Genomic DNA, 14,871 nt, shown 5'->3' on the forward strand with positions numbered 1-14,871 from the left:
GTCCCCGGACGTGAGTCCGGGAACCGGCCCTCCTGCTCGGTGCCGCGGTGTCTCCTACTGGCCGAAGCCGTAGGAGAACAGGTGGTCGGTGCCCGTCTGGCCGGTCACCGGCAGCGTGACCGATGCCACCTGCTTGGACGGGTCCAGCGGGACCTTCGTGGCGAAGACGAAGGTCTTGACGCCGTCCCGGCCCCCGCTCCCGGTGTTCCGGTAGGCGGTGGTGACGGCCGTCGTGTCACCCGGCAGCGGCTTGCTCGGTCCGCCGTTGAGCGTCCAGTCCGAGAAGCCGACCGTCGCCTGGGAGGTGGTGCCGTCGGTGTAGGTGACGGTCAGCGTGCCCGAGACCCCGCTGCCGTCGGTCGGGGCGTTGACCGCGGCGCCCAGCAGGCCCAGCGACGACCCCGACGTGCCGGCCGGCATGGCAATCGTCTGGCCGGCCATCTCCAGGTTGTCCAGCTGACCGGACGTCACCGTCGGCCAGGTGTAGGAGATGCCGTCGACCGTGAGGGGGGACCCGCTCGTGACACCGGCCGCGGACAGCGCGTTCTGCGAGTAGGCCCAGCCGCCGCCGTCGAACCCGCCCGAGTAGGTGGCGCCGTCGGGATAGATGCCCTCATTGGTGGCGTACGGCCACAGCGCACCGGCCTTGGCGACGGCCACGCGCAGGGTCGCCCCGGACAGTGCCGCACCGGTGCCGTGGTCGGTCAGGGCGAAGGCGACCGGGTACGTCCCCTCGTCCGGGCCCGCCGTCACATGGACCTTCGCCTCGACGCTGCCCGAGGCGGGCACCGTCAGCGAGCCGGAGGCCTTGTCCAGTGTGACGCCGGAGGGCACCGTCGCCGTCCAGTCGACCGTGACGGCCTTGCTGCCGAGGTTGGTCAGGTCGAGGGTGGCGTCATCGCCCTGGCCCGGCTGGAGGACCAGGCCGTTGCTGGGGCCGGTCGCCGCCAGTACCCGGCCGCCGCCCGTGGTGTCCGACGGCGGCACCGCCGACGGGCCGGACGCCCAGGAGGCGTTCGGCTGGGTGCCGAGCGTGTAGTCGAGCGTGCCCGCGCCCTTGAACTGCTGGTACGTCAGCCAGGAGGTGTTCCAGGCCTTGCCCTTGACGTTCAGGGACTGCACGTACGGCGCGTCGGGCGCGGCCTGCGGGGCGTTGATCCGCACCGTCCTGCCGTTGCCGAGGGTCACCTGGGCCACCGGGAACGCCGGGCTGCCGAGCACCAGGGTGTCCGTGCCCGGGGTCTCCGGGTACATGCCGAGCTCGGACCAGACGTACCAGGAGCTCATGGCGCCGAGGTCGTCGTTGCCGAACGAGCCGACCGGGGCGTTGAAGTACAGGCCCTGCTGGGCCGCGCGGACCGCCGCCTGGGTCTTCCACGGCTGGCCCGTGTAGTTGTACTCCCAGGGAATCTCCACGCTGGGCTCGTTGCTCAGGTCGGCGTCGGTGCCGCCGGGGCTGGTGATGTCGTCGAGGAGGCTGTCCAGGTAGGACGAGTACGCCTTGGTGCCGCCGCGGGCCTGGATGAGCTGTTGCAGGTTGAAGGGGACCATGGGGGTGTACTGGGCGGAGGTGCCCTCCACGAAGCCGTTGGAGGTGCCGGGGGTGAAACCGCCCGCGAACTGGCCGTCCTTGTTCCTGGCCTGCATGTAGCCGGTCTGCGGGTTGAAGACGTTCATCCAGTCCTGGGCGCGGGTGGCGAACTTCTCGTAGACGGCCGTCCTGCCGAGCGACTTCGCGAAGGCGGCCAGGGCGTAGTCGGCGCTGTCGTACTCCAGTTGGGTGGAGACCGGGCCGTAGAAGTTGCAGCAGTTGTAGTCGTTCTCGTCCAGCGGGAGGTAGCCCTTGGCGTCCCGCACCGACTCGCCGGGGCGGTCGTTGTTCGGGACGGTGGCCTCGTGCTGGAGGGCCGCGAGGGCCTTGCCCGTGTCGAAGTCCGTCGCGCCGAAGGCATACGCGCCGGCGATGATGCCGGCGGCCGGGTCACCGACCATCACATAGCTCTCGCCGTTGTTCGAGGCCCACTTGGGCAGCAGGCCCGTCTGGTCGTAGCCGTTGAGCATCGAGGTGACGACGTCGCTCGCGACCTTGGGCTCGACCATCGCCATCAGCTGGGTCTGGGAACGGTAGGTGTCCCAGCCCGAGTAGGTGGCGTACTGGGCTTTCTGCCCCTTGGCCAGCTTGTGGATCTGGTTGTCCATGCCCATGTACTGGCCGTTGTCGTCGGAGAAGACGTTCGGGTGCAGCAGGGCGTGGTAGAGCGCGGTGTAGAACTGCGTCTGCTGATCGGCGGACCCGCCGCCCACCTGGATGTTCTTCAGCACCGCGTTCCAGGCGTCGTGGTTGGCCTTCTCGACGGCGCCGACGTTCCAGTTCTTGATCTCCGTGGCGAGGTTGCCCGCCGCGTTGGCGTCGCTCGTGTACGAGATGCCGACCTTCGCCGTGACCGTGGCGTTCGACGAGGTGTCGAAGGTCAGGTACATGCCGTTGGCGCCGGTTGTGGGCGGCTGGGCGGCCTGGGCGGCCTTGGACAACCGGGATGCCGTACTGGCGCTCGGTGTCGCGGAGGCCGTGGCGGAGGCCTTGGCCGCGCTCCCGTGGACCGTCGGGGCCGGCTTTGCCGGGACGGTGAAGTGCTTCTCCTTCAGCGGCTTCGACGTGGACTTCTGCGGGGTCTGGCTGACCTTGCCCGCCTTCAGCGACTTCGCGTCGGGGGTGACGGTGCTGCCGACCCAGGTGCCGCTCGCGGCGAACGGACGGTCGAACCTGATGTCGAAGTGCAGCGTGTACCGGTTGTTCGCGCCGCAGAAGTGGCCGCTGTCGATCGCGCCGCTGATCTCCTTGCTGTTCACCACCTGGACGCGGGTCCCGTCCACCTGGGTGGCGCCCCCGCTGAGCTTGAACAGCAGGTTCGCCTGCTCTCCCGCCGGGAAGGTGAAGCTGCCGAGACCGGCGCGGGTGGTGTCGGTCAGCTCGGTCTTCACGCCGTTGGCGTCGGTGACCTGGTAGGACCCGATGGCGGCCTGCTCGTCGGCGTGGCTGAAGCCGACCGACGCGCTGCCGAGGTCGCCCGGCAGTGCGCCGGTCACCGGCAGCACGGGCAGGTCGCCCGCGACCGGGCAGCCCGGGCCCGAGACGTGGGTGAGGCTGAAGCCGGAGAGCTTCTTGTCGGCGTACTCGTAGCCGCCGCCGTCGGGGCGGTTCGGCGTCGTGTCGGGACCCCACTGCACCATGCCGGCCGGCATGTCGGGGCCGGGGAAGGTGTCCACCGCACCGGAGGTGCCGATGAGGGGGTTGACGAGGGACGCGGGGTCGTTCACGAGAGGCGGCGTCGCGTTGCCCGCGGCCTGGGCGCTTCCGATCGCCGGAAGCGGAAGGGCTGCCATACCCAGGACGCAGACCACAACGAGGCGTCGGCGGAATCTTGCTCGGTCGGCTGGTGCAGCTGAACGTCGGGGTCTCACCATCGGTTGCCTCCGCAGCGGTTCGTGCTTCGCACATCAGGTGTCGGCGCGCCGAAAAACACCGGAATGCCGGCGACAGGCAACGGTTCGGGTCGCTCCCACGGCCTGACAACGTTGCCATGCACGAGTGTCGAGTGAAACGCCTGTGCTTGCGGCGTGTCAACGAGGCCAACAAGACTTTCTGGGTGCGAAGTTCACGGCCCGCGCCGTCGAGGACGCGAGCCCGCCTTCGGGGCGGGCGAGTTCCGGCCGGGGTGCCCCGCGGTCCCCGGCCCACCGCCGTGTCACCCCTCGTCGCGCAGCTGGGCCGCCAGGGAGGTCAGGGGCTCGGTCTCCTCGGTGTGGCCCAGGGGGGTGAGGTGGGAGATCGCCGCGTCGAGGCGGGTGAGCGCGGGGACGGGGCGTTCCAGGTAGATGCCCTCCACGACAGCCGCGAGCCGGACGCACTCGGCCCACTCGCCCGCGTGGTCCTTGTCGGGTCCCGGTGCGCCGACCAGGGTGAGGGCCCTGTCCAGCGCGGCCAAGGAGGTCTCGTACTCACCGGCGTAGGCGTTGACCCGTCCGTGTTCGTAAGCGAGGGCACTGTCCAGGGAGCGGTCGCGGGCCTCGTACTCGGCGGCGCGGGCCTCGTCGGCGACCCTGCCCGCGTCGGCGAGGACGGCGAGGGCGTCGGCCAGGCCCTCGGCGCCCTGCCGCTGGGCCTGGAGGCGGGCGAGTTCGCGCAGGCAGCTGCTGAGCTGCTCGTAGCGCGGGGCCCGGGCGTGGGCGGCGAGGGCCTGGTCCGCGGCCTCGCGGGCCCGGCCGAACTCGCCGGACTCGGCGAGGAGTACGGCGGTCTCCGCGGCGATCATGGCGTGGCTCCCGGGGTCGTCGTCCCAGCCGGCCGACTCGGCCGCCAGGGCGGCGAACTCCGCCGTGGCGGCCTTGAGGTCCTCTCCCGCGCGCAGCGCGCGGGCGCGGTACAGGCGCAGCTGGGCGACGAGCCGGTCGTCCATCTCCCCGGCGGCGGCGTCCGGTTCGGTCAGGAGGGAGTCGAGCAGCGCGATGCAGTCCTCGACGCGGCCCAGTTCGAGGCTGAGCTGGGCGACGTTGCCGTAGGTGCAGAAGGCGTCCGTGCGGCTGCCGTGGCGCAGGTCCAGCTCCGCGGAGCGGGACAGGTGCCGCAGCGCCTCGTCGGGGCGGCCCAGGTGCATGCAGGCCTGGGCCAGATCACCGTGCAGGCGTGCGGTGTCGACGGAGTCGGACGGCCAGTCGGCGGCCAGCCGCAGACCCTCGGTCAGGTCCTCGTGTGCGGCCCGCGCGTCTTGGAGGCCGAGCCGGAGCCGGCCGCGCAGGCCGAGCGTGCGGGGCAGGTGCCAGGCGGGGCCGTCCGCCTTCAGCCGGTCGAGGAGGGCGTCGATCTCCGTGACCGCGGTGGGCAGATCGCCGGAGAGGGCGTGGGTACTGGCCCGCAGCAGGTGGGCGCCGGAGATCTGGCCGGTGATGTCGTGCCGGGTGGCGAAGGCGAGCAGCAGGTCCACCTCGGCGAGAACCGGCGCGATGTGCTCCTCGTCCCTCGTCGCCTGCAGCCGCAGGCCGAGCGCGCTCGCCCGCAGCCGCAGCACACGGGCCTCCTGGTACGGGGCGAGGTCGGGCGTCTCCTCCTGCAGACGGACGAGGGCCGCGTGGGCGGCGGTCAGCGCGGCGGCCTTCGCCTCGGCTCCGTCGGCGCGCTCCGCGGGGAGTTCCGCCGCGGGGAGCACGGCGCAGGCGCGGGCGAGTGCCGCGTCACCCGGCGCTCCGGCCTCGTCGTACAGGCTCGCGGCCTCTTCCCACAGGGCGGCCGCCTTGTCGAACTGGTCCTGTTCGCCCACCCGGCCCGCCTCGTCGGCCAGCAGGTCCGCGCGCAGTTGTACGAGCGGTCCGACGGCCGGGTCGTCGGGGTGGGCGTAGCCGGGGGCGGCGACGAGGGTGCGCAGCCGGGCCCAGCAGGCCGTCGCGTCCGGATGCCCCTGCTCCTCCGACTTCCTTGCGCGAGCGATGAGTTCGGGCAGCGACTCTGGGACGGCGACGGCGACGGCGGGCGCGGCGGCCGGGGCCACGTCGTCGAGGCCGCGGGCGCGCAGGGTCAGCTCCAGTGCGTCCAGGAGGGGCGCACGGTCGAGGCGGGCGGTGTGCCGGTCGGTGTGGGCCGTGGTTCCGTTGCGGGCGTCGAAACGCGCGGCGAGGTCGGCGGCGCGGCCGCGTACCTCGGCGCGCAGGCCGGCCACCGTCCAGGTGCGGCCGGCGTAGCCGGCGGCGGGCAGGTCGCCGTGGCCGAGGAGTTCGACGCGCTGGAGGAGGACCTCGACGCCGGTGAGGAAGCCGACGAGGTCCAGCGGCGAGTCGAGCTCGTCGAACAGGGCCCGGTTCTCGGCGAGGAGTTCCAGGCCGCGTGCCTCGTTACCGGTCAGCGCGCAGAACTCCAGGTGCCGGCCGACCTCGCCGGACATCGCGGGGTTGCGGCGGCAGGCGCGGTAGCCGGTGAGGTGCAGCTCGCGGGCCCGGTCGGTGCGGCCGGTGCGCAGCAGGGGAAGCAGCGCGTAGGAGACGGAGCGGGCGGGCTCCTCCTGGCAGGACTCCTTCCCGGCCAGGACGGGCTCCCAGGTGCGCAGCGCCCGCTCGTCGTCGCCCGCCGCGAGGTGGTACAGGGCGCGCTCGCAGATCTCGCAGGCCTCGCAGTCGCTGAGCTCGGTACGGGTCCGGCCGGCCCACAGTTCGAAGGCCGGGTCGGTGTCCTCGCCGACGTGTGCGGCGAGCCGGTAGGCCTGTCCGTAGTAGGGCTGGAGCCCGAGGCCGGCCTTCTCGTAGCGGTCGCGCATCTCGGTGAGCCACTGGCGCAGGCTGGCCAGGGGTACCTCGGGCAGGGCGAGCAGGGCGCCGGCGACCCACTTGAACCGCCAGAACAGCGTGTGCCGCAGCCGTTCGTCGAAGACGTCGGGCTGCTCGTCGAAGAGGGTGAGCACGCGGGCGAAGACGACGGGCGACTTCCTGGGCTCGGAGCCGTAGTTGTACGCCTTCTGGAGTGCGAGGAGCGCGTGGACGAGCGGGCGGGGCTCCGCGAACTGCTCGGCGGCCTCGACCAGTTCCTCGGCGGTGACGGTGCGGGTACGGCCGTAGGGGCGCCGGTCGTTCTCCTGGAGCGCCCGGTACAGCTCGTCCGTGTTCTGGGCATGGGGTGCGGTCGGCATCGTCAGCTGTCCTTGCGGAGGGCGTGGGCGAGGAGGTCGAGGAAGGAGCGGTTGATGAGGCTCGACTCGGCGGGCCTGAGCGGGCGCCGGGACAGCATCGCGGCCTGTCCGTAGAGGGCTTCGGCGCTGGTGCGGGCCAGTTCGGGTTCGTCGATGGTGACCGCGGTACGGACCAGCGGGTTGAGCTGGTTGAGGATCAGCTGGGCCCGCGGGGCCTCCTGGCGCAGGTGGCCGAGGATGTCGCCCCACACGCCGCCCTGCTGCTCGCGGGCGAGCTGGGAGCGGGTGCGCTCGTGCCTTGCCTCGCGGCTGTCGAGGAGGAGGGCGGGGGCCGAGGCGGGCTGGAAGGTGCGCAGCGCGACGTCGCAGTCGAAGACGGCGAGGGCGTCGCGGGCCACCGCGAGGTAGGGCGAGGCGGCGAGTTCCGTCTCCCGGTCGACCGGGTCGAGGTGGGCGGTGAGCGTGGCCGGGTCCAGGTCGGCGACACTGACCTCGGGCCTGATCTCCGGCAGCCGGTGGACCAGTTCGCGGTCGTAGGTGTAGCCGCCGTTGACGACGCCGAGTCCGGCGGCCGAGGCGATCGCCGCGACCTGCCGGAACTCCTCGACGCTGGAGGTGACCAGCACGGTGCGGTGGGTGCGCGCGAACTCGTCCAGGGTGGCGTGTCCGGCGGTGGTCTCGAACGGCAGCCAGGGCAGCAGCATCCGCAGGATCTCGTCGTCGTGCACGGCGAGGGACTTCACGGCCAGGTGGTGGGCCTGGAGGAAGCGGCCGAGGAGGTCCGGGTCGCTGGCGGCGGTCCGGGCGATCCAGGCGCGCAGCCGTTCGGCGAGGGCGTCACGGACCGCGGCGAGGGTGTCGTCCTCGTACAGGGACTCGCGGGACGCGGTCGGGCGCAGGCTCTCGGCGTCGAGGACGCAGCGGACGAAGAACGCCCACTCGGGCAGGATCTCCTGGGCCTGCTCGGACAGCAGCATGCCCTTGACGTGCACGCGGTGGCCGTGGCGGCGCCCGGCCGGCACCGCCTCGGGGAGCACGCACGCGATGCCCTTCAGGCCCACGGCCGGCAGGTCCAGGTCGATGGTGTCCAGCGGTGTGAACCCGAAGACCTCCTCGCCGTACCCGGCCAGCGCGCGGGAGCGTGCTCCCGGCGTGGGGTACGTACGCGCCCAGGGTGCGGGCTCGGGGTTGACGGGCGCACCCGGCCCTCCGGTGCCGCCGTCGAAGGTCACCGGGTGGCGCAGCAGGGAGCCGAAGTGCCGGGCCAGCGCCTGCACCTGGACCGGGCGGGTCCACTCGCCCGCGTCGGCGCGGGGGGTGAGGGTGACGGTGGTGCCGGGCCGTGGGCGGGCGGCGGCGGGCAGGGTGCGGACGGAGTAGCTGCCGTCGCCGCGGCCCCGCCACTCCACGGCGGGGGCGCCGGGGGTACGGGCGGAGCGGCTGACGACGTGGATCTCGTCGGCGACCAGGAAGCAGGAGAGCAGGCCGATGCCGAACTGGCCGATGAAGTCGGCACGTTGCTCGGCGACCTCGTCGGCCCGCTTGCTGCTGCGGCCGATGGTGGCGAGGAAGGTGTGCACGTCGGCCTCGCTGAGGCCGACGCCGTCGTCCTCCACGCGGACCACCGAACCGTCGGCGTACAGGCGGATGCCGAACGCGCCGACGGCGGCGTCCGGTTCGAGGGCGTGCCGGGCGGTCAGCGCGTCCACCGCGTTCTGCAGGAGCTCGCGCAGGTAGACGCGGGGGCTGGAGTAGAGGTGGTGGGAGAGGAGGTCGACGAGGCCGCGCAGATCCACCTGGAAGGTGCGGTCGGCGCCGGCCGGGCTCTCGGGGGTGTGGGGCAGAGTCATCAAGGAGTCCGGGGTGGGGTGGTCGAAGGGTGACGGGCGGTGAAGGAGCCACCGGTGACGGCGGCCGTCGGCTCAGGCGCGGCGCCGGAAACGGGCGTACGTCTTCTCCGGCTGCGCCATGTAGGTCCAGGGCCACCGGGTGAAGGCGCCGTCCAGCTCGTGGTAGACGCGCGGGGCCACGATGGACTCTGAGGCCAGCGACAGGGCCATGGCGAAGATGTTGAAGTCCTCCTGCCAGCCCGGGCGCCGCCGGTAGTCGGGGTGGAGGATGCTGCGCTTGGCCGCGACCCTCAACTCGCCTTGGATTTCGGGGGTGTCGAGGCAGTTCTTGTCGTCCGACTCCACCCAGTCCTCGATATGGGCCATGGCGACCACACAGCCGAGGCGATGGCCGTCGGGAGCGTCGGCGAACGCCGTACGCGCGAACTCCAGGGCCGCGCCCGGCTCACCGTGCCACCGCGGCTGAAGGTGCGACACCCATTCGATGTGGGTCTCCAGGTCCAGCGGGTCGCGGCGCAGGGCGGCGTCGAGCCGGGCCTCGTTCACGGCGGTGTCCAGCGACATGCCGCGTCCGGAGGTGAGCAGACGGCGCCACGGCGTGATCCACTCCGGCCGCAGTTCGGCGGCTGCGAGCAGGTGCTCCTCGGCGACGCGGAGCCGCTCGTGGAAGATGCGCCACTGCTCCTGCGAGACGTTCGAGGCACGCGCGGAGGTGCGCGCCTCCCAGCCCCAGATGATGTGGCGCGAGCCGGAGACGAGCAGGGCCGTCGCCCGGTGCTCCTCGTCCTCCTCGACGGCCCGGCCGATCCACTCCTCCAGCCCGTCCACGTCGGACAGTTCACCCAGCACCTGATGGTCGCGGCCGAGGTCGAAGTGGGCCGACGCCATCTTGACCGCGTCCCAGTCCCCCGACTCCGCCGCCACCACCAGCGCCATGACCCGGGTGTCCCCGAGGGTCCGCAGCTTGTACACCCCGTCCTGCTTGCGCGGCGCGGGAAGGGCATGCGGATCCGCCGCCGGTCTCTCCCCGCCTCTGCCGAACAGCTTGCCGAACATGCCGCGCCCTCCCCAGGTTCCGCGTGATCATTCCGGTGCAGCATAAGCGGCCCCACCGACATCGCTTCCACAAGGTTTTCGCGGGCGGCTCACGGGGACCGGTCCCGCTCTCGCGCCCCTCCCCCGGCCGCCGGCGGTCAACCGAACGGCAGAGGCATGTCGCAGGCATGCGCGCCCCGCCCCGCTCCCCACTCCAACCAGGGGATCTCGTCCGTACGATCAGGACCAGACCAGCGTCTCGCAGGCGTACGGCATGTCCGGCTGGTGGTCGTGCCCGTCGGCGGGGTCCCGGTACGGCAACCGTGTGAAGGGCTCCGTGACCTGGCGCTCCCCCGCCCGGCAACGAGGCGGTGGACAGGCGAGGAAAGGGCGTTCGCGCGGGGTGGCGGTTCACCCCCGTGACCGCACTGCACGGCAGCGGCGTCGCGCCCGCTCAGCGAGGCGGCTTGACCTTACCCTCAAGGGCAGGGTTTAGCGTCGGTCGAGGTGAGAGGCATGTTGATCAGTGAGCTCGCCCGCCGGGCGGGTGTGACGGTGAAAGCGGTGCGTTACTACGAATCGCTGGGACTGCTCGCGCCGGGCCGGCTGGCCAACGGCTATCGGGACTACGACGAGGGCGACGTACGGCTCGCGCAGGAGATCCAGGCGCTCGGCAGGCTCGGGATCCCGGTGGAGCGCACGCGTCCCTTCCTGGAGTGTCTCGCGGCCGGTCATCAGCACGCCGACGACTGCCCCGCTTCGCTGGCCGGGTACAGAGAGGCCATCGACGACCTCACCCGGCGGATCGAGGGACTCACCACGCGCCGGACGGCACTGCTCGCACACCTGGAGCAGGCCGCCCACCGCAACAGTCGTGTCTCACCGACCGCCGCACGCGAGGGAGAGGACCTGATGAGCGACTACCTGACGCTGCCCGCCGACCTGCCCGTCCCCGAGGACGACGGGCAGGCCGCCCATCTGCCCGGTGCGAAGCTGCCGCACCTGGAACTGGAGGCCACCGACGGAGAGACGGTCGGTCTAGACGCGCTCGGCACGGGCCGGACGGTGCTCTACGTCTACCCGCTCACCGGACGCCCGGGCACCGATCTGCCCGAGGGATGGAACGCGATTCCCGGGGCGCGCGGCTGCACCCCGGAGGCGTGCGGCTTCCGCAGCCACCACCAGGAGCTGCTGGCCACCGGAGCGACCGGCGTGTTCGGCCTCTCCAGCCAGGACACCGACTACCAGCGGGAAGTCGTCGAACGGCTCCGCCTGCCGTTCCAGATGCTCTCCGACCCCACGCACAGCCTGGCTCGCACCATGGGGCTGCCGACGTTCGACACCGCCGGGCGGACGCTCTACAAGCGGCTGACACTGATCGTCCGGGACGGCGTGATCGAGCACGTCTTCTACCCGGTCTTCCCGCCGGACGAGCACGCCGACCAGGTGCTGAGCTGGCTGCGCGCCAACCCCCGATAGGACGAACGGCCTTTGGAGTCACCCATGTTCACCGGTCTGAGCGCGTTTCCGCTCACCCCGATCGCCACCGACGGGAGCATCGACGAGGCGGCGTTCGCGAACCTGAACCGTCGCCTCGCCACGGCCGGCGTCGACTCGGTCGGGGCGTTGGGCTCCACCGGGTCGTACGCGTACCTCACGCTCCGGGAGCGGGCCCGCGCCGCCCGGATCGCGGTGGAGCACGCCGACGGCGTCCCGGTCATCGTGGGCATCGGGGCGCTGCGCACCCGGGACGTGCTGGTGGCGGCCGAGGACGCGCAGAACGCCGGGGCCGCGGGGGTGCTGCTCGCGCCGGTGTCGTACCAGCCGCTGACCGACGAGGACGTGTTCGGGCTCTACGAGGACGTCACGGCGAACCTCTCCGTTCCGCTGGTGGTCTACGACAACCCGGGCACCACCCGGTTCGCCTTCACCGACGAGCTGTACTCACGGGTGGCCCGGCTGCCCCGGGTGGCGTCGGTCAAGATTCCCGGAGTACCCGCCGACCCGGCCCGGGCGCGGGCCCGTGTGGCACGGCTGCGGGAGATCCTGCCGCGGCATGTGACCGTGGGCGTCAGTGGAGACGCGTTCGGAGCGGCCGGGTTGAACGCCGGATGCGACGCCTGGTACTCGGTGACCGCCGGCACCCTCCCCCTGCCGATCCTCGCCATCACCCGGCTGGCCCAGGGCGGCCGGGCGGATCACGCCCAAGAGGAGTCGGAGCGGCTCCAGCCGCTCTGGGACCTCTTTGCGCGGCACGGATCGCTGCGGGTCATCGCGGCAGCAGCAGCCGAGCTCGGCCTCACTCCGCACCCCAACCTTCCCCTCCCCCTGCGCGGCCTCCGCGGCCACGACCAGAAGCAGGTCGCCGACGTACTGGCTCAGCTCCAGCTGGACGGGTGAGCCCCGGCGGCCGACGAGCGCCGCGGGCGCAGCGGCCGACCGACTTGATGCGGCCATGGCCAGACGAGCACCAGCGGCTCAACTCGCGGCGGCCCTGGACGGCAGGCCGGGAGGCTTAGGTCCAAGGTCGGATTCCCACGGACTCCGACGAGAAGAAAATGAAGGGATGGCCTCCCCCGCGTTCGATGTGGACTCTTTCCTCAGCCGGCCGCTCACCGCGCGCATCGCGACCAACGGCCCGACGGTGCGCCCCGTGTGGTTTCTGTGGGAGGACGGAGCTTTCTGGGTCCTGACGGGACCATGGGCCAGGCTCTTCGATCACGTCAGCGCAGACCCGGGGGTCGCGCTCGTGGTCGACGTCTGCGACATCCCGACGGGCCTTGTCCGACAGGTGATCGCACGCGGCGACGCCGAGCTCGTGCCCTTCGACGTACCGCGGGGCCGGCGCAAACTCATCCGCTACCTCGGCGCGGACGAGGGACGCTGGGACTCGCGTTTCGTCCACTATCTGCATGATGACCCCGAACAAAAGGGCACGATGTGGTTGCGGCTGGTACCCGACTCACTCACTGCCCAGGACCTGAGCTATTCCGTCGGCGATCAGGCGTCGGCGAGGATCGCTGCTCCCGGCCGGGTGTACTCGCCGACAGCATCGGGCACGTCGTCGGAGTAGTCGTCCCGGAAGCCGAGGCGCTGCCATTCCTGCGGCGCCGGTCTCAGGGATACGGAGCAGGGCTCGGTGTTGTGGAGCTGACGATTCGAAGGCACCGGACGATCATGCGGGCAGCCTCCGGTCGGGTCCGACCATGGCGTCGACGGCATCCACCCCGGCGACGCCATGGTGCCCGGACTGAGCCGACGCATGCGGGGGTGGTCGGATGTCAGGCGTTGAAGACCTGGAACTCCGAGACCTGCGCGGCCGGCCAGCCGTTGTTGGCGGTGAAGGTGAGCCGTACGTAGCGGATGGTGACGGTGGCGGGGAGCGTGAGGGTCGCGGTGTTGCCGGTGGCCGGGTCGAAGGTGTAGCCCGCCGGGGCGAGGAGTTGGGTGGAGGTGCCGGCGTCCGTGCCGCCCTGGACGGCGATGGTCTGGGTACGGGTGGCCCAGGCGGTCGCCGGGGGGAGCCGGAGGACGATCCGTCTGACACCGGTGGCGGCGCCCAGGTCGACCTGGACCCACTGCGGGAAGGCGTTGTTGGCGGACTCCCAGTAGGTGTTGGCGTCGCCGTCGGTCGCGTTGCCCGAGGCGTAGGTCTGGGTGTGACTGCTCTCCGAGGTGGGGCGGTGGAGGGCGAGGTTGGTGGTGCCCGAAGGGGGGTCGGTGGTGACGGTGACCTGGTTGGAGGGCTGCGACACGTTTCCGGCCGCGTCGAGGGCGACGACGTCGAAGGTGTACGCGGTGGACGCGCCGAGTCCGGTGACGGTGAAGGAGGTTGAGCTGGTGGTGCCCACCTGGGTGCTGGTCGAGCCGGACACCTGAAGGACGCGGTAGCCGGTCACAGCGACATTGTCCGTCGACGAATTCCAGGTCAACGAGACGGAGTTGCTGGCGTGCCCGGTGACGGTGAGGGCACTCGGCGCGGCGGGTGGTGTCGTGTCACCGCCGTTGGGGACGATCGGCTGGGTGGGGCGAGTTGCGGTGAGCGCGATCTGGCCCTTGAGCATGCGGCCGCCGTCGCCGGTCAGGCGGAGGTAGTAGTCGGAGGAGCAGGCGGTGCCGTCCTCGTCGAGGGCGAGGAACCCGGAGTTGGTGGGCACCCAGGCCTGGGTCTCGGCGGTCTTGGCGATCTGGTTGCCCTCGTTGTACTCGTCGAACATCGAGATGTAGATGCCCTGCACCCCGGCCCGCACCATGTTGTAGAACTGCCGCCACATGAAGTCGCCGTGCGCGCGCTGCCGGCCGGAGACGTCGCCGGGCAGGACGCAGGGCTGGAAGTCGATGCCGTTGGCGTTGCAGTCGGCCTGGTCGGGGACGGTGTAGCTGTTGTACGCGTTGTCGGCCTCGTTCACGTTGCCGATGGCGCCGACCATCCACGGCGAGATCATGTTGAAGGCGTGGTAGACGCCCAGGAAGCCGGGCTGCGAGCCTCCCGTGCCGGTTCGCCATTCGCGCGGGACGCCGCCGATGACGTAACAGCCCTGGCCCTTGAACCAGTTGACGACGTCGAGGCAGGCGTCGGGGGTGAAGGGGTGGTTGGGATCGTTGAAGCCGAAGCCCCAGATGCAGACGACCGGCTTGCCGTTCTGCTTCGCGTACGCCGAACTCGCGGTGTGCGCGGACATCTTGTTCGTCCAGTCCGTCTTGATCTCGGACTGCATGTTCGTCCAGTTGGACACGTCGTACATGATGTAGAACTTCCGGCCGTACGACTCGGCGGCACTGCGCACCTTGGTCGCCATCGCATCGCGGGTGGGGCCTTCGCCGCCGGTGGGGTTGAAGCGCTGGAGCGCCGCGGTGTCGATGTTGTTCTGCTGCATCCACAGGAAGTGGGTGTTCACCGTCTGCTGGTCGTAGGAGGAGAACAGCTTGGCGAGCTGGCCGTTGCCCAGGGCGGCGTACGACGTCTGGTACGTGTTGGTGTACTCCCGCACATCGGGCCAGCAACTGATGCCGGTGTTGGTCGGGGACGGCGGCTGGCCCCAGTTCTGGGTCCAGTGCCACCAGCCGTTGATGGGCGCGCCGTCGCCGGTGCAGGCGAACCAGCCCTGGTAGCCGACGGTGATCTTGCCGACCACGTCGCCCGGTGGGCTGGCCGCGGACGCGGTCTGGGCGAGTACGGTCTCGGTGGCGCCCGCGGCTCCCACCGCGGTGGCCGCGACCGCGGCTCTTAAGAAGACTCTGCGTGTGACACCCATCTGGACTCCTCTTCGGTGGTCGGTGCCGCCGAGCGGCCCCCCGCGCTCGGCGGCACCATC

At 71.5% G+C, this 14,871-nt stretch carries 8 protein-coding genes; 3 read left to right on the forward strand and 5 right to left on the reverse strand.

Annotation, left to right across the window (positions count from 1 at the left end; genetic code table 11):
- Positions 1–54: 54 nt before the first annotated feature.
- The 4 genes from AB0D59_RS37275 to AB0D59_RS37290 all read right to left on the reverse strand — a co-directional run bounded on the left by AB0D59_RS37275 (position 55) and on the right by AB0D59_RS37290 (position 9,577).
- Positions 55–3,384, reverse strand: a complete 3,330-nt coding sequence (locus AB0D59_RS37275) for a lectin (RefSeq protein ID WP_362575153.1) — start codon at positions 3,382–3,384, stop codon at positions 55–57.
- Positions 3,385–3,746: 362 nt separating this feature from the next.
- Complete coding sequence (locus AB0D59_RS37280; RefSeq protein WP_362575154.1) at positions 3,747–6,671, reverse strand: hypothetical protein; 2,925 nt, start codon at positions 6,669–6,671, stop codon at positions 3,747–3,749.
- A gap of 2 nt (positions 6,672–6,673) precedes the next feature.
- Positions 6,674–8,521, reverse strand: coding sequence for an HSP90 family protein (locus AB0D59_RS37285; protein ID WP_362575156.1), 1,848 nt, complete (start codon positions 8,519–8,521; stop codon positions 6,674–6,676).
- A gap of 72 nt (positions 8,522–8,593) precedes the next feature.
- The gene (locus AB0D59_RS37290; RefSeq protein ID WP_362575157.1) at positions 8,594–9,577 is read right to left on the reverse strand and encodes a hypothetical protein; all 984 of its coding nucleotides are present in this window, start codon (positions 9,575–9,577) and stop codon (positions 8,594–8,596) included.
- A 495-nt stretch (positions 9,578–10,072) separates the two neighbouring features.
- On the opposite strand from AB0D59_RS37290, the gene AB0D59_RS37295 reads away from it, so the two are divergent.
- The 3 genes from AB0D59_RS37295 (at position 10,073) to AB0D59_RS37305 (ending at position 12,629) form a co-directional block, all read left to right on the forward strand.
- On the forward strand, positions 10,073–11,035 hold the full coding sequence (locus tag AB0D59_RS37295; RefSeq protein WP_362575159.1) for a redoxin family protein: 963 nt from the start codon (positions 10,073–10,075) through the stop codon (positions 11,033–11,035).
- Positions 11,036–11,059: 24 nt separating this feature from the next.
- Positions 11,060–11,956 (forward strand): dihydrodipicolinate synthase family protein, encoded by an 897-nt coding sequence (locus AB0D59_RS37300; protein ID WP_362575161.1) that lies wholly within the window; start codon positions 11,060–11,062, stop codon positions 11,954–11,956.
- A 166-nt stretch (positions 11,957–12,122) separates the two neighbouring features.
- Positions 12,123–12,629, forward strand: coding sequence for a pyridoxamine 5'-phosphate oxidase family protein (locus AB0D59_RS37305; RefSeq protein ID WP_362575163.1), 507 nt, complete (start codon positions 12,123–12,125; stop codon positions 12,627–12,629).
- A gap of 208 nt (positions 12,630–12,837) precedes the next feature.
- On the opposite strand, the gene AB0D59_RS37310 is transcribed toward AB0D59_RS37305, so the two are convergent.
- Entirely contained in the window at positions 12,838–14,811 is a 1,974-nt protein-coding gene (locus AB0D59_RS37310; RefSeq protein WP_362575165.1) for a discoidin domain-containing protein, read from the reverse strand.
- Between the last annotated feature and the right edge of the window lie 60 nt (positions 14,812–14,871).

The organism is Streptomyces sp. NPDC048417, from assembly GCF_040651615.1.
Classification (GTDB): Bacteria; Actinomycetota; Actinomycetes; order Streptomycetales; family Streptomycetaceae; genus Streptomyces.

Bases quoted from the DNA above. Each gene is read 5' to 3' on its own strand.
- AB0D59_RS37300 (WP_362575161.1), top strand. From the start codon at position 11,060: ATGTTCACCGGTCTGAGCGCGTTTCCGCTCACCCCGATCGCCACCGAC.
- AB0D59_RS37285 (WP_362575156.1), bottom strand. From the start codon at position 8,521: ATGACTCTGCCCCACACCCCCGAGAGCCCGGCCGGCGCCGACCGCACC.
- AB0D59_RS37295 (WP_362575159.1), top strand. From the start codon at position 10,073: ATGTTGATCAGTGAGCTCGCCCGCCGGGCGGGTGTGACGGTGAAAGCG.
- AB0D59_RS37275 (WP_362575153.1), bottom strand. From the start codon at position 3,384: ATGGCAGCCCTTCCGCTTCCGGCGATCGGAAGCGCCCAGGCCGCGGGC.
- AB0D59_RS37310 (WP_362575165.1), bottom strand. From the start codon at position 14,811: ATGGGTGTCACACGCAGAGTCTTCTTAAGAGCCGCGGTCGCGGCCACC.
- AB0D59_RS37305 (WP_362575163.1), top strand. From the start codon at position 12,123: ATGGCCTCCCCCGCGTTCGATGTGGACTCTTTCCTCAGCCGGCCGCTC.
- AB0D59_RS37290 (WP_362575157.1), bottom strand. From the start codon at position 9,577: ATGTTCGGCAAGCTGTTCGGCAGAGGCGGGGAGAGACCGGCGGCGGAT.
- AB0D59_RS37280 (WP_362575154.1), bottom strand. From the start codon at position 6,671: ATGCCGACCGCACCCCATGCCCAGAACACGGACGAGCTGTACCGGGCG.